General features: G+C 47.1%; 17 protein-coding genes. 5 read left to right on the top strand and 12 right to left on the bottom strand.

The genetic code is table 11. The features are described from left to right. Window positions 1–69: 69 nt before the first annotated feature. Window positions 70–1,065 carry a sugar-binding transcriptional regulator gene (locus ACED36_RS12550; protein WP_016960325.1) on the bottom strand — a complete coding sequence of 332 codons (996 nt, stop codon included), beginning with the start codon at window positions 1,063–1,065 and terminating at the stop codon, window positions 70–72. A gap of 399 nt (window positions 1,066–1,464) precedes the next feature. Here ACED36_RS12550 and ACED36_RS12545 point away from each other — a divergent pair, with 399 nt between their 5' ends. Next, on the top strand, window positions 1,465–4,011 hold the full coding sequence (locus ACED36_RS12545; protein ID WP_371733396.1) for an EAL domain-containing protein: 2,547 nt from the start codon (window positions 1,465–1,467) through the stop codon (window positions 4,009–4,011). 9 nt (window positions 4,012–4,020) lie between these two features. Here the strand turns inward: ACED36_RS12545 and ACED36_RS12540 are convergent, their stop codons facing one another. Then, window positions 4,021–5,115 (bottom strand): anhydro-N-acetylmuramic acid kinase, encoded by a 1,095-nt coding sequence (locus ACED36_RS12540; protein ID WP_016960327.1) that lies wholly within the window; start codon window positions 5,113–5,115, stop codon window positions 4,021–4,023. 142 nt (window positions 5,116–5,257) lie between these two features. On the opposite strand from ACED36_RS12540, the gene nagZ reads away from it, so the two are divergent. Continuing rightward, window positions 5,258–6,262 carry a beta-N-acetylhexosaminidase gene (gene nagZ, locus ACED36_RS12535; protein ID WP_016960328.1) on the top strand — a complete coding sequence of 335 codons (1,005 nt, stop codon included), beginning with the start codon at window positions 5,258–5,260 and terminating at the stop codon, window positions 6,260–6,262. Between the two features lie 91 nt (window positions 6,263–6,353). On the opposite strand, the gene ACED36_RS12530 is transcribed toward nagZ, so the two are convergent. Both ACED36_RS12530 and ACED36_RS12525 read right to left on the bottom strand, forming a co-directional pair. Continuing rightward, the gene (locus ACED36_RS12530) at window positions 6,354–6,653 is read right to left on the bottom strand and encodes an ArsR/SmtB family transcription factor (protein ID WP_371733355.1); all 300 of its coding nucleotides are present in this window, start codon (window positions 6,651–6,653) and stop codon (window positions 6,354–6,356) included. 269 nt (window positions 6,654–6,922) lie between these two features. Further along, entirely contained in the window at window positions 6,923–7,081 is a 159-nt protein-coding gene (locus ACED36_RS12525; RefSeq protein ID WP_016960330.1) for a hypothetical protein, read from the bottom strand. Window positions 7,082–7,720: 639 nt separating this feature from the next. Between ACED36_RS12525 and maoP the strand changes: the two genes are divergently transcribed. Further along, window positions 7,721–8,050, top strand: coding sequence for a DUF413 domain-containing protein (gene maoP / locus ACED36_RS12520; RefSeq protein WP_016960331.1), 330 nt, complete (start codon window positions 7,721–7,723; stop codon window positions 8,048–8,050). 65 nt (window positions 8,051–8,115) lie between these two features. Here maoP and ACED36_RS12515 read toward each other — a convergent pair whose 3' ends face one another. Continuing rightward, window positions 8,116–9,579, bottom strand: a complete 1,464-nt coding sequence (locus ACED36_RS12515; RefSeq protein WP_016960332.1) for a lactate dehydrogenase — start codon at window positions 9,577–9,579, stop codon at window positions 8,116–8,118. A gap of 85 nt (window positions 9,580–9,664) precedes the next feature. Beyond that, window positions 9,665–9,835: a XapX domain-containing protein gene (locus ACED36_RS12510; RefSeq protein WP_016960333.1), complete on the bottom strand. Its 171-nt coding sequence runs from the start codon at window positions 9,833–9,835 to the stop codon at window positions 9,665–9,667. A 589-nt stretch (window positions 9,836–10,424) separates the two neighbouring features. Here ACED36_RS12510 and ACED36_RS12505 point away from each other — a divergent pair. Continuing rightward, window positions 10,425–12,608: a hypothetical protein gene (locus tag ACED36_RS12505; RefSeq protein WP_016960334.1), complete on the top strand. Its 2,184-nt coding sequence runs from the start codon at window positions 10,425–10,427 to the stop codon at window positions 12,606–12,608. Window positions 12,609–12,707: 99 nt separating this feature from the next. On the opposite strand, the gene ACED36_RS12500 is transcribed toward ACED36_RS12505, so the two are convergent. The 6 genes from ACED36_RS12500 to ACED36_RS12475 all read right to left on the bottom strand — a co-directional run bounded on the left by ACED36_RS12500 (window position 12,708) and on the right by ACED36_RS12475 (window position 19,592). Continuing rightward, window positions 12,708–14,906: an immunoglobulin-like domain-containing protein gene (locus ACED36_RS12500; RefSeq protein ID WP_371733354.1), complete on the bottom strand. Its 2,199-nt coding sequence runs from the start codon at window positions 14,904–14,906 to the stop codon at window positions 12,708–12,710. Window positions 14,907–15,423: 517 nt separating this feature from the next. Further along, window positions 15,424–15,810, bottom strand: a complete 387-nt coding sequence (locus ACED36_RS12495) for a hypothetical protein (RefSeq protein WP_371733353.1) — start codon at window positions 15,808–15,810, stop codon at window positions 15,424–15,426. A gap of 136 nt (window positions 15,811–15,946) precedes the next feature. Next, window positions 15,947–16,627: a 3-oxoacid CoA-transferase subunit B gene (locus ACED36_RS12490; RefSeq protein WP_371733352.1), complete on the bottom strand. Its 681-nt coding sequence runs from the start codon at window positions 16,625–16,627 to the stop codon at window positions 15,947–15,949. Continuing rightward, window positions 16,624–17,310, bottom strand: coding sequence for a CoA transferase subunit A (locus ACED36_RS12485; RefSeq protein WP_371733351.1), 687 nt, complete (start codon window positions 17,308–17,310; stop codon window positions 16,624–16,626). Before ACED36_RS12485 ends, ACED36_RS12490 begins: the two co-directional genes overlap by 4 nt. Window positions 17,311–17,323: 13 nt before the next feature. Beyond that, a complete protein-coding gene (locus ACED36_RS12480) occupies window positions 17,324–18,529 on the bottom strand; it encodes an acetyl-CoA C-acetyltransferase (protein ID WP_371733349.1) in 1,206 nt (401 codons plus the stop codon). A gap of 172 nt (window positions 18,530–18,701) precedes the next feature. Further along, window positions 18,702–19,592 carry a LysR family transcriptional regulator gene (locus tag ACED36_RS12475; protein WP_371733348.1) on the bottom strand — a complete coding sequence of 297 codons (891 nt, stop codon included), beginning with the start codon at window positions 19,590–19,592 and terminating at the stop codon, window positions 18,702–18,704. A 432-nt stretch (window positions 19,593–20,024) separates the two neighbouring features. Here ACED36_RS12475 and ACED36_RS12470 point away from each other — a divergent pair, with 432 nt between their 5' ends. After that, a complete protein-coding gene (locus ACED36_RS12470) occupies window positions 20,025–20,975 on the top strand; it encodes a hypothetical protein (protein WP_017014859.1) in 951 nt (316 codons plus the stop codon). Window positions 20,976–21,027: the final 52 nt, after the last annotated feature.

Raw genomic sequence — 21,027 nt, 5'->3', positions numbered from 1 at the left:
CCCTTGATAACCAAATGTGTTGAAAGGATGTTGAAATATTGTCCAATCCGCATTTTAGAGAAATATGGGTCACTGTTCGTTATCAACCATATTAAGCAATGCCATGGCACAACTTGCACTGGTAGCTAACACGTCAATGGTTTGGGTTTTGAGTGCACCAAGAATAGACAGCGCTTTTCGACTTTCACTGGCCATGGCGATCACATTAGGAATGTTGATTAAATCCTGCATTTCCAATCCGACTACACGGTCACGCATCAGTGTATTGGCGCGACTGCCATCCAACTTGAAGAAGTCGAAGCCACCAATGTCCCCAACAATACCGTCGTTAACTCGGGCTTCAACGAACTCGCGTGCGGAGAAACACCCCAATTTCACCATGTGGCTGTTTTCGTCCATGTCACCGATACCAACCAGTGCAAATTCGGCCTTGCGGGCTTGGTTTAACGTCTCGTTGATATTGGGATGACCAAGGAAAACGTCGCGAATCTGCGGTGTGTCTACATAAGCAGGGGCGTAGAGCGTCTCGCTGCTGCCGCCGAACTTCTTAGCCAGGCGACGGCAGATGTGGTCTGCGTTAATGATGTCGCCACTTCTGTGTGTGCCGCCGATGGCACAAACGAAACGCGCATTTCGATGAGAAACAATGCCGGGTTGATCGGCAACCGCCGCAACGTTTTGGCCTTGTCCAACGGCGACAACCATACCGTCTTGCAAGTTGCCGTCGATAAATGAGGAAACCAGTGTGGCAACTTGGGTGCGTTGCTCCTGCACACTGGGTTGGTCGAGGGCGATCAATGCGCGTTTTAGATTAAATTTCTCCATCAACCGTTGTTCGAGTTGTGCGCTGTGAACCGGGTGGAATTTCACTGTGATTTCGACAATGCCTTCTTCACGAGCTCTTCGTAAAAGCCGACTCACTTTCGCGCGGCTGACACCAAATTTCTTAGAAATCTCTTCTTGGGTCGTGTTGTGTTGATAGTACAGAATCGCGATTTCAGTAAGAAGATTCGTGTCGTCTAGCAGGCTTTCAAAGTTGCTGCTCAATGTTCGCGTGGTGCTCATTGTCACGTCCTACTTTAAATTATTCGTCTTCAGTCTACTGATTTTCTTCAGAGTGAACAAATGTTCACGATCATTTCATTTGTTCGCGTCAGTAACGACAGAAAACAAGATGAAATTTATGCTTCATCCTGCATTCGTGTTTGAAAAAGTAGTCATCCGTATCTAAATTGAAACATACCGGTATCGCTATTTTGGTGGTTATACGAACGATGACATCGCCCCTCATGAACCGTGTTGTGAAAAGATTCCTTTATATTATTGATGTAGCAGCACTTTAGTTGGTTAGCCTATGAACGTTTTATCGAATCCATATGTTTCCGTGTTTTATCGGTTCATCGGTAGCCTGCGCTTGCAAAGCGAGGCAGGGGCATGAGATTCCGATCCCTGATACCTAACCGGATGCTTTGGATTTATGCGACATTGCTTGTTGTATCTTTGTTCGCCATCGTAGGGGTCCGTTTTGCAGGGCTTTTCCCTCCTTTGACGTCTTATGCAGAAAACATCAACGTCAATTATGGGTATTTTGTTGATAGCACCAATAGCCACATTCTTGGTTACGTCAAAGAATCTGCGATATTCCGAAGTGTTGATGACCCGAAAGACATTCCATGGCAACTTGGGAAAAAATCTTACTGGATCAAGATGAATGTCGAAAATATGGGCGCAGATCATCGTCATCTGAGCTTGTATTTTGATACGCCAATGATCGACAGGCTCAACATTTATCAGTTCGCGTCTGAGGGGCAAGAAGTTAAGCGTTGGCACTTGGGAGACAGTGTCCAAAAAGGTTATACGCAAGTCGATATGCCGCCAGCAGTACCATTAACGTTGGATGGGTTTGAAAGCTCAACGATTTATTTACAGGTGTATTCAACGGGTATACCTGTTATGCCTATTTGGCTGCTAAATGCGCATGAGTTCCATGTGCTAACACAACTTCTTCATGCGGTATGGGGTGGTTTCATCGCGATTATGTTACTGGTTGCGGTATATAATCTTGCTGTGTTTTTGTCGCTCAAAGAACGAGTTTACTTGGTTTACTCAGGGTATGTGCTGACGGCGTTAGTACAACTCGGTGCCGTTCATGGTTTTGGTATCTATTTGTTTCCACCCGCGGTACAGACGTTTTTTAGCAATAATATTGTCGCGTTAACGTTTGGATTATTCTTACAAGCGCTCCTATTTGCACACCTTTATCTGAGAGTGCACAAAGTCCAGTCTCTGCTTAGACAAGTTGTTCACTATGGCATCATGGTCTTAAGCGGTTTAATGCTGATTTCCTTTGTTTTACCAGAACACATTTCGGGTACTTTTTTAATTGCGATTCAACCAATGTTCTACGGCTTAATCGGCGTGCTTATTTGGCAGCGCTGGAACGTGGGCAGACGTTGGAGCGGGATGTTCCTGTTTTCTTGGCTTCCTTTGCTGGTTGCGGGTATTTTTCCGCCGTTGCTTGTGACGGGTGTGATCGAATACACGCTGCTGACACGTTATGCGCTGATGTTCGGTACGGTACTGGCTGTTCTTTGTATGGCGCTTGCGTTAGCTGAGCGTTTTCGACATCAACGAGAAGAATCGGTATATCAGCTCACCCACGATGCCATGTCGGCAACACCCAATGCGAATGTGTTGTCTCTGATGGTCGAAAGTCTGATCAATAGAAACGCCAACTTTACCCTGTGCTGCTTTGAAATTGGTCGATTCTCAAGCCTAGCACCCTATATGTCGGCGGAAGAAAAACGATATTTCGTTGGTCAGGTATGCGAAAAACTGGATGAAGCATTAGATAGCGATGTTGTCCACGTTGTGGAATCGGGCTATCAAAAATCGCGGTCGTACAGGATTGCCAGTATCAAGGAAGGTCACTTTGGTTTCATCGTCTTGTCGTCTGATGATGAGAAAGTGGCGTTGTTCTTGTCGAGTGTGATTGATGAACTCGATTGTTATGTAGAGCTCAACAGTTTTGCTATTCGTATTCAGGGTACGATTGGAACGAGTTCATATCCAAAAGACGGTAAGCTTACCGATGTACTGTTCAATAAATCGTTGCAGGCACTCACTGAAACGTCCATGACGGTCAATAAAGTTCATGCTTATGATTCACTGAATAACTTTAACCGTACCTTGAATATGTCGTTAGTCGCGGACCTCAAAAAGGCGATAGACAACGATGAATTGGAGCTTTATCACCAGCCACAGATTGACCTGCGTACGGGCTCAATTCATGGGTCAGAAGTCTTGTTACGTTGGGAGCATCCTAAGTTTGGGCAAGTGTCGCCAGAGGTGTTTGTTAAATTGGCCGAGGGAGTAGGCTTGATCAATGACCTGACGATATGGGTTATCAAGCGGGCGTTCTATCAACAAAGCAAGCTAATAGAGCTGGGTTATAGCCGTCGCTTATCCATCAATATCAGCGCGTCAGATATTGCGATCCCTAATCTTGTCGACAAAATCGCCGACATTGCACAAAACTACAATGTCCCAACCGGTCTTCTTTCGCTTGAGCTAACTGAATCCACCATGGTGTCTGATTACGTGAGGCTTAATGAAGTGATAGAGAAGCTTTCAAAGTTTGACATTGAAGTGTCGATAGACGACTACGGAACCGGATATTCCTCGCTGACTTATCTCTCGCAGTTGCCGTTTACGGAATTAAAAATTGATCGTAGCTTTATCACGGGGATTACGAGTAATCCTCGCCAGCAAAATATCGTGAGAACAACAACGGAGATGGCTAAATCACTGGGTTTGATGGTGGTGGCTGAAGGGGTTGAAGATCTCGAAACGGCAGTCATCCTGAAACGTTATGGTGTGGATATTGCCCAAGGTTACCACTATTCGCGTCCGCTGAGCTTTAGCCAATACTTGCTCTATCTCAAGCGAACGAGCCACCAAATACCGATCTCTGTTAAACACCCGCGTCGGCAGGGTTCTCAACTGGGCTAGCGCGAAAGATCAGTCCGAATAATAGATAGCGCCAAGTCGGCAAGGTCGGCTGGCGCCTGTCACTTCAGGCAAATTTCCCGGTTCCCCTTCTAATGCCTGACGTGCTAGCCACGCAAAAGCGAGTGCTTCCATCGAATCACCGTCTATCCCTTTATCGTCTGTTGTCATGACTTGCCAGCTTGGCAGTGCGTGTTGCAACGCATTCATTAGGGTCGAATTTCTTGCCCCACCGCCACAGACCAGCAACTCTCCCTTGTCATCATCGTTAAGTTCGTCGGCAATTGAGGTTGCTGTTAATGCCAGCAATGTGGCTTGAACGTCTTCCGGTGCGATCTCTTCTCCGAACTGTGCCAATTGTTGAGTTAGCCAACCCTGATTGAAAAGCTCGCGTCCTGTGCTTTTTGGGGCAGACTTTGCGAAATATCCATCAGATAGCATTTGGTTGAGTAATGCCGGATTCAGCTCGCCGCAAGCGGCCCAATTGCCGTCTTCGTCATAAGGTTTGTGTTGGTGTTCGAGTACCCAGCTGTCCATCAACATATTGCCAGGGCCGGTGTCATAACCCATCACGGGGTGATTGGGCGCCAATACGGAGATATTGGCAATACCCCCGATGTTGAGCACGACGCGCGTTTTATTGCTTTCTCCAAACAAGTAACGATGAAACGCAGGAACGAGTGGCGCGCCTTGGCCACCTAATGCCATATCTTTGCGACGAAAATCAGCGACGGTGGTGATACCGGTTAGTGCAGCAATGATGTTGGCATCGCCAAGCTGCATCGTGAAAGGCATAGGACCGTTAGGTTGATGGAATACGGTTTGGCCGTGGCAGCCAATAGCCGTGATGTCTTCGGCTTTTAATCCTGTTTGTGCTAAGAATTGATTGACGGCGCTTGCGTAGGTTTTGCCAAGGAAATGGTCGATGGCGCCAATTTCTTCCAGTGTGACAGGTGCGCCTTGGCTCAATGCAATCAGCTTTTCCTTAAGCGCTTCAGGAAAGGGATACATGGCTTGATGATGCGCGTTAGCGCTTTGATGATCAAAATCAGCAGCCACCAAGTCAATACCGTCCAAACTTGTGCCGGACATAATGCCAATATACATGCTCACGGATAGCCTCTTTATTCTTCTAAATCTGATGACTTAAGTCTCTCACAGTCCTAAGAATTTGGTGATCGAAATTGTGTTGAAGATGTGACTCATCGTACTATTCACCACAGAGCCTAATTTGAAACAGGAGAGCACCATGGGCCCATTGTGGCTTGATGTGGAAGGATGCGAGCTAGACGCTGAAGAGCGAGAGCTATTGGCACACCCAACCGTTGGCGGCGTAATTCTATTTGCGCGTAATTTTCATGACAGCCAGCAACTTGCGGCGCTGAATCAGGCAATCCGAAAAGCGGCAAAACGCCCTATATTAATCGGTGTTGATCAAGAGGGTGGTCGCGTACAGCGTTTTAGAGAGCAGTTCACCTTGATCCCGCCCGCACAATCTTATGCGCGAATGCCTAATGGTGAGGCGCTTGCAAGAGAGTCTGGATGGTTGATGGCTGCAGAGCTAATGGCGCACGATTTCGATCTTAGCTTTGCGCCAGTGCTCGATCGAGGTTTTGATTGCAAAGCCATTGGTAGCCGTGCTTTTGGCGATGACAATGCGACTGTAATTCGTTATTCAAGCGCGTTTATGTCAGGCATGAAAGAAGCGGGCATGGCAACCACGGGCAAACACTTTCCAGGACACGGTGCCGTGTTGGCGGATTCTCATGTTGAGAGCCCAATCGATGAGCGTAGCAACCTATTCGAACAAGACATGGCCATTTTCAAGGCCCAGATTGATGCGGGTACCTTGGATGCCATGATGCCCGCACACGTCATTTATCCACACTATGATGATTTACCTGCAAGCGGTTCATCTTACTGGTTGAAGAAGGTGCTGCGGGAGCAGTTGGGCTTCAAAGGTATTGTTTTCTCAGATGATCTGAACATGGAAGGGGCAACCGTGATGGGTGGCCCAGCAGAGAGAAGTCAGCAAGCATTGTCGGCAGGTTGTGACATGCTGTTGCTTTGCAACAATCGTCGATCATCGATTGAAGTGTTGGATCAACTGCCAATCACTGAGGTGTCACATGCTGGTAGCCTAGCGAAAAAGCACGAGTTTACAGTGAAAGAGTTACAAAGCTCTGTGCGTTGGCGCGAAACGACGAAACAGGTCGAAATCTTCAACGCACAATGGCAAGAGCAAAACGCTTAAGTCTATTCTGTTATAAATTCGCGGCGGGCTACTCTGAAAAAAGAGTGCTTTGCCGCTATGTCTTACCACGAACTTTGATACTCATTCCGCGCTAATTTGACAGCTCTTCGTCAGCACAACACTCTTCTTGCAAGAACGTCAGGACACCATTCAATTGTTCAAACTGAGGCACACAGTAAAGAACACGGCCTTCACGACGCTGAGTAATTAGACCTGCTGACATTAAGCTAGACAGATGATGTGACAATGTCGAGCCTGGGATGCCGAGATCTTCTTGAACTTCTCCGACGGAGATACCATTGTGTCCGGAACGTACCAAGCGTTTGAAAATCGACAAGCGGGTCGGGTGCCCTAACTCTTTCAGTGCTTTCGCAACGATCTCCAGTTCCATGTCATATCCTCTCATCTATTCTATTTAATATTTCGATATTACCAGAAATGTCTTATTCGTGTCTTCGAAGATCCTTACGTTTCTTGCGGTCGACATTTTCCCATTAGTTATTTGGCTGGTGTGCTGCGAAAGGTATGCTCGTTGGAGCAGTAATGGCTTCAGTGATTGGTCGTGCGGGAGCCACGCACCTTGAGGTTACTCGGGCATGGTTTGCTCATTTACAAAACTATAAAAGCCAGGAATGCAGAGCATTTCTGGCTTTTTTCTCATCAATCGAACGGGTATTCCTCGTGGGAAGTTCGACTAGGGCGCGGTTTACGTCGCTTCTTGTCGCGTTGAGGTTGCTCACCGAACTCTTCGTTGAACTTAGAATGTACTTTGTCTTTTCGATTAGTGTCGTTTTTCAGCCACTGTTCCCACTTGGCCATCTTATTTTACCTTGTTCGTATTCTTGTTACTTTGGATAACTAGGGATCTAGAACCTACTTGGTTTCTAGACGCTAAGTCGTTGTCTATTAAATATAGCCCAAATAACATGACATATTGATGAAGTTTCTTTGGCGTTTCCATTACGCCAATTCCAAGTAAGAATAAATCCAGATCATGAATTAAATACAACGAAAAAAATCACTGCGTTTGATTAAATATTTCGATTGTCATGAGTGCCGGTTGGCTATTTTGGGACGTATGTATCATTAACGGAAGATAGCGATAGTGAAAGTGGCAATAATCAGCTGCAAGCCAGTAAATTTGGGTTTTTATTTGTGATTCAGGGGTGTGATGTAAAACAAGTAAACGTCAAAAAGTGGCATATTTTTTGTAATAGGATGATGTTTTTCACATTGTTACAATAACTTACTTCATTCATGCTCGACCTGCGAATGCTTATTGGCTACCTTACTTATAAAATTCATCACTAAACAGGTGTTTGATACTCGACAGGGTTCTAAAACACCGCTATAACGCTAAGAGAATAAATTTTCTTTGTTGTCAGATAAATAATATTTTTCTTTACATCGAATGTAGTAATGAAGAATATTGCACAATGTATGTTGAGGAGTTAAATAATGTTTAGTGGTCAAAGGTTTTTTGATGACAGGCATTTCCCAAAAGGTTTCGCGCGTTCCGGCTATTTCACGATTAAGGAATCGCAGCTTTTGGAAACCAGTGGCCGTACCATGAAAGCACTGTTTGACGGTGTGATGGTGCCGCAAGACGAAGAACAGCAAAAGTTTGTCGACGAGATAAACGGACGTCGTGCAGCGGAGTCTCAATACGCGCTGTGTTGGTTGAAGTATTTAAGAGAAATCAATCATAAGCACGTGGTATACAACCTGTGCTCTACGTCTCGTAACGGTGCAACTGAAGATTATTCTGAAGCAGAAGCAGACGAATAAGAAATGTGACTGACAAATAAAAAGCGAGCATATCGAGCTCGCTTTTTTGTTTTGTTGACGAAAGATTACGCGAGTAATTGCGCCAATGTGTATGGTTGCCTCGTTAGCCCCAACGCTTGTGCTGGGGTTATCCCATCGCCATTTTGATGGCACAAGTTGTTCCAAGCGCGGAAAATATCCAGCAGAGGGAGCAAGCCTCCTGGTCGAAGTCGTCTTCTAGGCTCATCGATCAATGATCGGAAGTTCAGGTAGAAGCGGGCTTGATACTCTTCCAGCATGAAGGTGCTTGCACGCTGCAGCCATTCATCTTCTTTTCCCGTCTCTTTACCAAGGTGACATATTGCTTTGGCTGCATTGCCTCTTTGGGTGAACGCCCAGCGATCACGCCACCAACTCAGTAACATGATATCAATATTGTCTGCCGTGTCGTTTTCTTGCCATTCCGACGTCTGCGTGACGTAAACCGGTTGGCATTGGCGTTGTTGCAAGCGCTCTTTAAACACACTAATTACCGCCGAACGCAGCAAGGGTTCTTGTGGGAGATAGAGTGTTAAATCATCCCATTGCATGGTCAATTCTTGTAAACGCAGAAACTGGGCATACGCAGTGTACTGAGGGCGTATCAAGCAACCTTTTGATGGATAGTCCACATTGACGGGGCGCGTGTACAGGTCTTCTACATTGCTACGAGATAGGACTTCTTTGTATTTGTTATTAACTTGATTCAACAAATCATTGCTGTCTGGCTCGCCAATTTCTGCCAAATGAATAAAGCTATCGGGCATGCGACGTGAGTTTGGGGTGTAAACATCGGCTTCTTCGTCGGGCTTTTCTTCATCTTGGGAATAATTGATGTTTTGAAGCAGTACATAACCTTGCGCTGCATCGCCTGTGGTTAGCCACATAACCCCGTTATCACTCAGTGGTTGCAACGGTGCAAGCGTTGAAGCAAGAGGGTTATTGATGGCAAGTTGTAAAAAACGGGCGTCAACACTGGCCAGTTTGTTTCGACAGCGTGCCGCAACTTGGTCCAAGTGATCATAAAATGTCTTGGGGTTCATGCTTAACTTGCGGCAGATTTCTCTGACAGGGTGACCAGTGAACAATAAACCAAGCAGCTTTTGTTGTACGCCAGACTTTGGGTTCGCGTTCGACCACTTGTCCACGAAGGTTGATTGGCAATGTTTGCAGCGATAGCGCTGACGTTCACCACTGTATCCAAAAGCATGATAGAGCTCGCGGTTAGTGAGGACGGGCTTACCATGTGCAATGCAGCCCTCTGTGCTGCAGGCTGCCAAGTTACCTGAGTCTTGCGTTTTGAGTCGTGCAAACTCGGTTCGCACGGCTTGATTGTTAAGGAGAGGAGGAAAGGCGCCACACTCACGGCACACCAAACCGGGACGAGACGGATCAGTATCTTGAAGCAAATAGTACTTCGCATCACTCAATCCAAAGTTTCGACACGCCAATGTTTTACAAAAGTTGAGTTGTAATCCATCTGCCGCCGGCGGTAGCTTCCCTGTAGACACCAGTCCTCCTCGAGTTTTCTTACATCTTTAATAGAAAATAAAAACTGGCACACCTTGCGCTAGATATGAACAGAACGGGCTTGGGTTAAGAAAAAAAGCGGGTAATCATTGTTTGGTAGGCCATGCCACCCAAGTAGATACCAACAATGCCCATAATTCCGGAAATGACAGGAGGAGCAGGTAACGGTAGCTTGACCGCGCTGAAGAAGAAGCCCACAACGGCACCTGCAACAATGGCTAAAAGAACTTCACTCATCACGACACCTCTCTGTCTTTTTTAGACGAACAGCAGTTTGTTCCTGTAAATGTATATTCAGTGTTAACGTTTCTGTGCCCAGTCTAAGGAACCCGCAACATGCTTCAGCAGATCGTGATCACATTCATTGGCATTCTATTTGGCTTTTCTGTCTTAATTTACCTTTCCTGTTGATTTGGTGATATCGATCACTTTTTGGGGTTAGGGTTTTATCCGAACTATTGGTCAAGATAGAGAGCTAACTGAATAAATATCTTGGCTATTTTTTCTACATATTTTTTAAAATATAAAAAAATACTATTATTCATTGCTTTAGAGATGTAAGTCTTGACTGGCTTGAACCTCTTCTCCGGCTCGCATATTCCCACATTAAAACTAAGATTAATTTAATTCTCAATATTGAGATATCAAACGTTATTTAATGACTTTGGCTTGTGAGCAGGGGGATGTATGAAAGGTTTATCGAAAATGGCATGTATAGGGCTGCTATGCAGTGCGATATGGGCGTGTAGTGATAGCGGTTCTACAGCAGCAACGACCACGTCAACCAGCAGTTTACAGTTACCCCAGCAACTGGAGGTCGTGACAAATGAAAATGATTAACACTCTGTGTGTTGCGGGTTCTGCTGTGCTGTGGTCGGGTATCGCCACGGCGGCTTTTAACGATGCTGGAACGGAATATTCGACAGCTGAGACCAAAAACTATGTATGGAATGAGGCGTTAGAGCCCATTGAGCTGGTCAACAGTATCTTGTGCTTCACGGCTCAATTTAATGTGACGGAATTTGCCAATGAAGGACCATACCTCGTTTTGGCCGATGAAGGGGCATGTTTTGATGACAGTGATGATGGATCTACCGGTCAATCTTCTGGGGCTAGCAATACACCGTCCTATTTAAAGGCTGTCGCGAACGTAACGCGAGAATCAGATTCTTCGCCCTTGATCGCCAATGTTTGGATTCCGGAAATGGCGTCTGGATCAGGCGAACAGGCCATTCGATTTAAAGCTGTCATTTCTGAGGGGGCCTCGAGTACGGATCCTTTCGGCCAGTTCACCTTTAACTTTGAGTTCTTTGATAACTTCACCGATTTATCGCCACAAGGTGGCGGTGAAGTGCTGACTGTTGATTCCTTGGCGGGGTCGATTGGTTTTACCTTATATGAGTCCAGCCAACAGGGAGCGAGTACATATACACAAAGCGCCAGTGTTGTGATGTCGAGCGATCGATCTGATGGGATTGCCTTGACCTCTTCAGGCAATGGCGGTGCTTATGCGTTAACGTTTAGTGCTGATAATGTATTGCTTCAAAATGCCAGCGACTTTGATAGCTTGCCTTATAAGTCTGGCGATAACAGCGGTACGTGTCTCAGCCGAACGCTGTTTGACAGCGATGTTCATCGCTATGATTTATACAATGCGTCAACGGGTGCGCAAATCGGCGTCAATGCGGGTTTTCCTATTCGCTATGCCAGTGCAAACAACGCCAACTATGACAGTTATGGTTACATCGGTTACTGGGGGCTTTGGTCTGAGGTAGAGGGTGCGGTGACGAACGGTGAGACGATCGTTAAAGATGACGGTGGTACGCAAACGCCTTATACCGTGGTGACTGCGCCAGGTAGATTGATTAAAAACACGGTTAAAACATTGAATCTATCTGATGCGCGAGGCGTCAGCTTTAGTTATTGGGATAGCACGGTATTCAGTGACAGCACGTTTGATCAATGGGTGGTGAAATACCTCACTGCGGCACAAGACAGTGTGGGGTCTGACGGTTTTTATAAAACCGGTAAGCTTAGCTGGGGGCAAAATGGCCCAACGATTACTGCGTTTGGTCCGACTCAAATTGTGTTGTCGAGTAATGAATCGTTATATATGTATTCAGAGCAACTTGGCGGCGAAGTGAAGTATCTGCAGGGAAAAACGGCGCTGACTTATTATGAGCAGAGCTTTATTAACGGCAGTGAAACAGGGTCTGGCGAGTTACTTAATGGTGGGTCAGTGACGCTGTACTGTTACGACAATTGCCCTATTGGTACGCTCGATCTTAGTGATTTGACTAACTGGAGTGGAGCTAGTAGCCCATTTGAAACTGCCAGCGGCCCGCATAATTTCACGTTCAGTACCACTGGCGGTAATTTACTGACGCTTGTGAGTGCAAACAGCAGCGAACCTGTGCGCTATAACGCGTCGCTCACGCAATCTAACATTGATTCAACGCCACACAGTTGGGGTGTAAGAAGTGGGCCGATGGTGACATCAACGGTGTCGAATTCTTATGATATTTATGACCCTGCGATCGTGACGGAATACTATGTGTGGGAAACGGGTCTCCAGCCATGGAACCAGCTCACAGCCATCCAAGACGGTAGCGGGGATGTTGTTAGCTTCGACAAGCCACTTCAATTTACTTATTCACATAGTAATGCCAATGACAGATCGGGGTCGGCGGGAACGTTTGCGGGACAGACATTCTTGCTGAATTATGGTGGCAATGGCGATCTGTGGGGAATTCCTTATACGCAGAATGGAGAGCGTTATGTTCCTCAGTTCTCGGTTTCTGACGGAGTTCTGATGGGGTCAGCAAATCAATATGTGGTTAAAGCGAGAGAAATTGAGCAGACCATGCAGGCCGCTTCAGGACAATGTAGTGCGCTGACGTTGGCCGATCCAGCAGTGAGCGTGCCAACGTCTGTGTCTGGTTCAGCAGATATTGGCGATATGCCTGTGATTGAGGGTGAGCCGTCGGTTATCGCAGGTGTCACACAATAACGCGGCTGTTTAGAACGGAAAAAGCGCCAGATTTTACTCTGGCGCTTTTGTGTTATTGAGCTTCAGGAAGTGGCTAATTGTCGCAGGGAAGCACAGTGCTTACCGTTTGTCCCAAGCGTCAGCCCAGTAAAGGCTATCACCCGGTGCGTAAGATGCATTCGCACACCAGCTGGTGTAAGGCCAAGGCTTACATTCGTATATATGACCGTCTACACCTGTCACCAAATCGCCCGCCGCGTAAGCCGTACCTGATACATAGTCAGGATACTCGCCACCCGGAGGTGGAGGCGTAATTGCCTCATCTCTCACGGTAAACGCCGCGTTTTGCTTCACGGTGGTGCCGCTTTCGGTTTTACCAATAACAGATACCGAGTATTGACCGGCTTCAACGTTGCTCAACGTCAGAGAAACAGCCAACTTACCGTCAACGTTCACTTGAGTTTCGCCGCCAGACACCATTGAAGCGCCAGAAACGGTGATGTCTGTTGCCATCGCTTGGTTGCTCTCAAGCTCCAGCTCTAGCGTGACATTGCCATTGTCGGCAGTGTATGTGCTTTTCACGCCTGACAGTTTCAACGATGCCGCTGGCGTGCCAGTGTCACCGCAATCGCTGTCGCCTGTTTCGCGCCAAACACCCCATTCGCCCGTTGTGCCTGGTTCTTCACCACGTGTCCACCAACCCGCTTGCCAGGTGTTGCCGGCGTGGCTCACGATATCGTCCGTGTTATATACCGATGAGGCATCCCATGCGTTCGCACAGGTGCTGCCGTCGGTAACAGAAATCACACGGTCGACTGTCACGGTTTGAAGTGCACTATCAGTGACGCTGTAACTTATTCTGTATTTGCCAACAAGGGATGTATCAACGTTACCTTCAACCGATACGGTGCTGGTCAGATCGCCATCTTCTGCATCAGTGGCTTTTACGCCGGCCATTGCGTCGAATTCAGCGCCCAGTTTTAGGGTAAGTTTCTCCACACCGGAGAAAACAGGTTTTTGGCTGTAAACCTCAACAGTGCGCGTTGCTTTGGTTTCGTTGTCGTCTTCATCAGAAACACTGTAAACCAGCACGTATTGACCCAAACGTGAGGTATCAACGCTTCCATCAACCACAATGCTAAAGGTCAGGTCGCCATTTTCTTCGTCCATCGCAGAAACGCCTGCCATGGCATCGAATTCATCACCGTGGCGAACGCGAACGTCATTCACACCGCTGAACACAGGTTTGCCTTCCGCTGGTGGTGGTGGCGTTTGGCCGTGAATAAATGGACCGTAATCTTTAATGAACTGCTCGTTGTATTGGTTACCCGCTGCATCTGTTCCCATGTCCCAGTTTACTGACCACGTCATGACACCGCGAAGTGGCTGACCTTGGTTACTTAACTGACCAAAGGCCGCATACAATTTGGCAGGATCTTTTACAAAACCTGTTGCAGCCGCATCGTTGCTTGAAGGGATACCGAATACCAGTTTGTCATGTGGGATTTTGTGGAAGCCACGGGTACCGTTGATCAACGAATCCGAGATGTAATAGATAAACTCTTGTTTTAACGCATCGTTGTTTTGTGCAATCCAGCCCACACCATCAATCCAAATGCCGTCGCCGCCTTGGTTGTAAAACTGTGGGTTGATCCAATCGTAGTAACCTTCCAGAGCCGTAATGTAAGGCACGTATTTCCCGCCTTCTGTCAGGTAAGGAAACTCTGGTGCCATGGTGATGAGGAAGTTTTTACCTTGCGCCGCATAGTGGTCTTTGACCATACGCAGTGCAGCAGGAATCACGGTTTGGTTGTCTGCCGCGGTAACCGCCGCTTGTTCTAGGTCGATGTCTAAACCATCGAAACCGTACAGGTCGGTAAGGCGAATGATTTCATCGGCAAATGCTTGTTCATCGCCGGTCTTCAATTCTACGTGTGCATCCGCACCACCAAGAGCTAGCAGCACAGAACGACCTTGACGGTTTAGCTCTGCGATTTCGTTAATGAAATCTTGCTCAGACAAGCCAATCATAGGGTCAAGACGGAAAGTAGGAATGCGCCCTTCTGCGGTATCGAACACTTTCATGAAAGACACGTCGACCACGTTATACATTGGGTTCACTTCTTCCAATGTGACACACGGTGCGTTGCCGCCTTTGTAACCTGCACCATCACACCAGTTGTGCCAGTAACCCACAACAACGCCACCCTCAGGGTTCACCATATCGTCGCCGTTTACCGCTGACACAGAAGCGTGAGTAGAAAAGCTCGCTAAGCCTAAAAAGAGTGCCGCACAAATTGCATTTGGCTTGAACGTCATGGCCGTTTTATTCCTTAAAAAAGAAGAGACAGGTATTTTCGCCAGTAAGTTACGGGATGTTTTAAAAAGACATAAGCGAAATTTATGTCTGCTTTTTTCACATGGAAGTACGATCACGCCTTGTCCGCTTTTCTGACAAGGGTATACAAAATTCTTCTGTGTAACTCACTGAAAATCGGCGCGAATTGTAGGGGTGGGATGTAGGCGAAATATCAGGGCAATGATGAAAAAAAGTCAGAGGAATGTCAGGAGTTGCCGTGTTGAACAATAAAAAATCAGGCATATAGCGAGTTTCCAGACAGCCCTGACGATGCTTTTGTATATCGGTAAGAAGCGGCGGCGAGTCATGAATAAATGACACCCTAGAACGGCATGCTGGGAGTTGGGGTGAATATCACGAAATTTGGGGGTGGTTTTTTAACCGTTTTGGTTTTTCTAAAAGCGCCAGTCCTCTGATAGGCAAAGTCGATAATTATTGGCTTTAATTCATCGACTCGCCTCTAGCTCATGCTCACCATCACTCAATCGTTTCAAAGTGGAATTTATAATCGCGGACACCGTCTATTTGAACCCCTTTATCTCTTAGCTCAAGGTATTGCTTGAGCTTGACGGTGCTGAAATCCATCGCTTTCAGCGCAAGGATTATTCGGAGTTCATCCATTGAGCGTGATTTAGCGTCAGAGCCACAGGTACCGCAGACAACGTGTGTTTTTTGTTTAAACCCCACCTTATCCAGCCAGTGCAGTTCTTTGGGTTCTTTACGTGCGCCACAGAAGTAGCATTGATTATCTTGTTTTAATGCTGCCTCTTCCCTTAGCGCTTTAGGGCTTGGCGATTGGGTTGCTGGGGCTGTGTTGGTCTTCTTGCTACCACCAAACTTAGAGAACTGAACGACATTAGACATTGGGATTGCTCTTACTCATCAAGGTATAAGGCATGTCACGGAACATGATTATTACGTACCTTTATATCCTATTTTCTGAGTACTGAATGAGTCAAATTAATCTAAACATGCCTGTTCTTAGATAGACGCGAATGAGTTAGCTAGCAGGCAACTGCATCGGCGTTAAATTTGGTGATACCAGAAGCGTGGCTTCTGTCGCGGCCTGAACATCTTCGATGGTAAACTCAGGGGCAAGCTCAGTGAGTACCATGCCACGTTCGTTGATTTCAAATACCCCCATTTCTGTCACGATCAGGTTGACTTGATTCGCGGCGGTGAGTGGCAAAGAGCAATGCTTCAGCAGCTTAGGCTGGCCTTTCACGGAATGCTCCATCGCGACAATGACCTTTTTGGCACCGACGACCAGATCCATTGCGCCGCCCATGCCCGGCACCATTTTCCCTGGAATGATCCAGTTGGCGAGGTTGCCCTGTTCATCGACCTGCAGTGCGCCTAATACCGTGGCATCGACATGACCGCCACGGATGATGGCGAAAGAGTCGGCGCTGTTGAAGTAACACGCCCCGTTTACGGCAGTAATATGCTGTCCGCCTGCATTCACCAGATCGGCGTCCATGGTGTTTTCACATGCCAATTGATCAATGCCTAACAGGCCGTTTTCCCCTTGCAGTAACAACTCGACCTCTTTGTCGACATGATTGGCAACCAATGTTGGCAAACCAATGCCAAGGTTCACCACATCGCCGTCTTTCATCTCGCGGGCGACACGCCATGCAATGCGGTGGCGGATGGTGTCTTTATCTAATTGCGCTGTCATTGCGTGTCCTCCACCTGAATGTGATTGACGTTGATATGATCGACCAAGATATGATCGACAAAAATACTCGGGGTATGAACCGCTTCGGGTGCAATGTCGCCAAGCTCAACAAGTTGTTCAGGTTCGACAATGACGGTTTCTGCCGCGGTCGCCATTAACGGATTAAAATTCTGGGTGGTTTTGCTGTAAAAGACGTTGCCACGACGATCGACTTTTGAGCCTTTGATTAAAGCCAAGTCGGCTTTCAGGGGTGTTTCTAGCAAAAATTGTTGCCCATCGACGTCTATCAAGCGCTTGTTTTCCGCCACAATCGTGCCAAGCCCTGTTGGGGTAAGTACGCCGCCTAATCCTGCACCTGCAGAGCGAATACGCTCGGCGAGGGTGCCCTGTGGAACCAGTTCAACCTCCAACGTGCCTTCGTTCATTTGTTTGCCTGTTTCGGGGTTCGTCCCAATGTGAGAGGCATACAGCTTTTTGACCCGCTTATCAGCAATCAAACGGCTTGAACCACGACCGGGAGAACCTGTGTCAGTTGTGATCAGCGTAATGTCTCTGATGTCCTTTTGAATCAAGAGATCGATCAGGCGCTCTGGTGCGCCTGTCGCCATAAAGCCCCCGATCATGATGGTCATGCCGTCATGCAAAAGGTGTTCAATCTGTTGGGCGGTCGCTGCTTTTTTCATGGTAATTATTCCCCTAGCAGCGTTTCAGAATCAGTGCCGTGCCCATGCCGCCGCCAATGCACAGCGACGCCAGACCGTACTCTTGTTGCGTGCGTTGCAGTTGGTAAACCAGCGTGGTGACAATACGGTTGCCGGACGCGCCGATAGGGTGACCAAGGGCAATTGCGCCGCCGCTTAGGTTGCTGCACGCAAGCAGCCAATCCTGTTCTATCTGGTGCTCTTCGGCGACTTCTTTGATCACGCCAAGCGCCTGTGCCGCAAACGCTTCGTTCAGTTCAAAGACGTTGATGTCTTCGATGGCCATTTGGGCTTTTGTTAAGGTATTAGCGATGGCTGAAACAGGCCCAAGTCCCATCACTTCTGGTGCAATGGCGCCCTGTCCGTATTCCACCAATTCAGCCAATGGGGTGAGGTTGTGGCATTTCACTGCGCTTTCTGATGCCAGCAAAATGGCGGATGCGCCATCGTTAATGCCGGAAGCATTCCCTGCTGTCACGCTGCCTTGTTTGTCGAAGGCTGGACGCAGCGCTTGAAGTCCTTCAAAGGTGGCGTTTGCTTTTGGGTATTCATCGTCTTTAACGTCGAACTGACGTTTGCGCTCAGTCACCGTGATTGGTGCAATTTCCGCCTCGAAGTGACCGTTCTCAATCGCATTCACGGCTTTCTGTTGGCTTTGCAGGGCAAATTTGTCCTGCGCTTCGCGGCTGATATTGCATTGGGAGGCAATGTTCTCGGCTGTTACGCCCATATGGTAGTGATGGAAAGCATCGGTTAAACCGTCTTTGATGATGCTGTCTTCTTGCATTTGTTGGCCCATACGAACACCACGGCGGACTTGCCCAGACGTGATATACGGCGCGTTGGACATGCTCTCCATGCCGCAAGTAAGGACGATTTGCGCATCGCCAGCACGAATGTGGCTCGCACCGTCCATGATGACTTTCATGCCACTGCCGCAAATCATGTTCAGCGTGTAGGCGGGCACCGTATCTGGAACACCCGCATGGATGGCAGCTTGACGGCCTGGCCCCATACCCGCACCGCCAGTCAGCACATTGCCCACAATGACTTCATCGATAAGATCCGGGGTGATGTCTACCTGTTCAAGTGCGGCTTTCATCGCATGTGCACCAAGCTCAACGCCTGACAATGACGCGAGAGATCCGTTAAAGCTGCCGATTGGCGTGCGCTTTGCCGCCACAATAAAGATGCGTTCCATGTCACCAATACTCCCATGCTTGCTATTTGCTCACTGATTTTTAGCTTACGGAAGAGCTGCGAGTGGCGATATAGACAGAAATTCAAAGTGGCTTTGCAAAAATGCAAAGCAGGGGGATGAGGTGTGTGAAACCCTATTAGCAAGGCGTCAACAAGGCGTGGTCAGAAAGGGGTCAGCAAGGGTTTTCCAGTAAGAAATCCTTGAATTTACTGGCGACAGGTGAGGCCACCGAAGCGGGGTGGTAGTAAAGATTCAAACTCCAAGTACTGGTCGTAAAGTCTTGCAGCAAGGGAATAAGCGCACCGTTTTTAACCGCATCTTGGGTGACGAATTGAGGGAGGTAAGCAATTCCCGCACCTTGGGAGACGCCGCGCAATAAGAGGTCGCTGTCATTCACCTCAATGGTTTTCGGCACTTTCAGTACGATGTTTTCAACGCCTTTTTGGAAGATCCATTCGTTACTGCCCGTGAGTGTGGTCGCGACCAAACAGGCGTGATCCTGCAAATCTTCCGGTTGGGTGGGTAGCCCTTGTTGTTCTGTGTAGTGCGGTGCAGCCACCACCACAAATGGAGAGGCTAACAGTTCCCGTTTGACCAAGAGTAAGTCTTTTTCTCGGTAGCCCTGAAAGCGGGCGTTGGCACTGATCATTAAATCGCTGGTACTGGCATGGTCGAGCGCCCAAGGCGTCACGTTAATATTGAACGTCACTTTCGGGTTGAGTCGGGTGTACTCGGTGATTTTGTCCATCAAATAGTGGTTGGCATATACGGGCGTGCAGGCAATGTTGATGTGGCCTTTTTCGTTATCCTGAAACCCTGCTAGCTTCTGACTTACGCGTTCCGCTTTATCGACGATGGGTGAGAATTCCTCATAGAGAGTCTGACCCGCCTGTGTGGCTTCCAATAGGCGGTTAGAACGGTGGCAAAGTGTAGTGCCGAAATGTTGTTCCAGTTCTTGTAGCCAGCGGCTTCCCGCAGAAACGGAGACATTAAACTGACGCGCTGCCGAAGAGATTGACCCTGTGCGGATCACGTAGATAAAGAATGCCATTTTATCGAGCATGAAATCTCTCCGAGGCTGTTTAGGTATATGCGAAATCCCTTTGTAAAAGATTCGGTTAACTTTTGCACGTGCGCAACAAGCAGTTTTCAGATTTGGTCAGCTCTTATCCCACGAGTTGCCATTTTTATTTACGACGGAACCGAGCATCTGAGTGCTTGACGCGTTTTCCAAAGGCCAGACTTTTCTTGTGAATACTGCCTGTTTAGATGTGCAGTAGAGTGCATATGATGAAAATTCGCACATTTTTAGTACAGGACGCCCGATTTTTCTCATTTAGCCCACAGCTTATGATGGTTAATTATCTGATTTAATGGGATTATATGGTAAGTTTTCACAAGTTAAAGCGGACACGTCGGGCTGCCCGATTTTGGACTAAACAGGCAAGTTGCCGGCTAATAAGTTGTTAGCTTTTCAATTAACTTCGGAGATTAAATGAATCGACAGTTGTACTTAGATACATCCGGATTGAACTTCCTTGCAGATAAAATCAAGGATACAAACTTCATTGCTAGTGCGAAAGCTTATCTCGATATGGAGTTATACCTTTCCCCTGTGACACTTTGGGAAATATTGTTAAATTCAAATGAAAAGCGTCGGGATGAACTTATCTATTGGGCACAATTTAACTGTGGCTCAAAATTACTAAAATCACCGACAGAGATTTTGATTGACTACATTCAGGCAGGGTGCCCTCAATCAGATAAAGCACTGTTTCGTGATCAACCGTTTACCTCTCTTGGAATGGGGCAGACGTGGGAAAACATCCATCAGCGTCACGACTTAACGATTCCTATCGACTTTGAAGATCTGAAAGCTGCTACTGCAGCTCATAGGGAGTTGTCAAAACGGTTCAAACGAATAATTGAGAGCATGTGCGGTCGGAAAGATGAAACTTACGACTATGAAAAAGATATGTTCCACATTGCAATGCTTACTGTATCTGACAAGCTAGAACTTTCAGAAAGTATGCGTGTTAAACATGAAGTCGAGTTTAAAATTGCTCTTGTCTTTATTTTCTTCTTTGTTTGTATCGGTTTTGAATTACAAAACGAACCGTTAAATAAATTTTGGGAATCACAAAAAGAGTTAGATCCTATTGAACGTTTTGATTTTATTCTTGAAGAATATCCATCTTTAATGGTTGGTGGACCAATAGTTGAAATGGCATTAATGGCTAAAGCCCAAATTAAAATGGAAAATTGTAAAAGTCGTGGCTTAGTGCATGATTGTATGCATGCCTTATATAGTTATTATGCGGACTACTTACTAACGGGAGATGAACACTTTGCAAAACTTCGTGATGAAACAGGTAGTAAAGTGTTCTCCCAAATCATGCTCGTTTCAGAACTAGAAAAAGCATGGAACGAGTCACAAAAAAGCTAACAAATAAGAATAAGTGTCGCGCAGCCGACACTTTATTCGGGTGTTGAACAAG

Source organism: Enterovibrio sp. FF113 (assembly GCF_041439165.1).
GTDB classification, from domain to species: domain Bacteria; phylum Pseudomonadota; class Gammaproteobacteria; order Enterobacterales; family Vibrionaceae; genus Enterovibrio; species Enterovibrio norvegicus_A.
The sequence above is the reverse complement of the archived record's forward strand: the minus strand, read 5'-3'. Positions and strand labels throughout refer to the sequence as shown.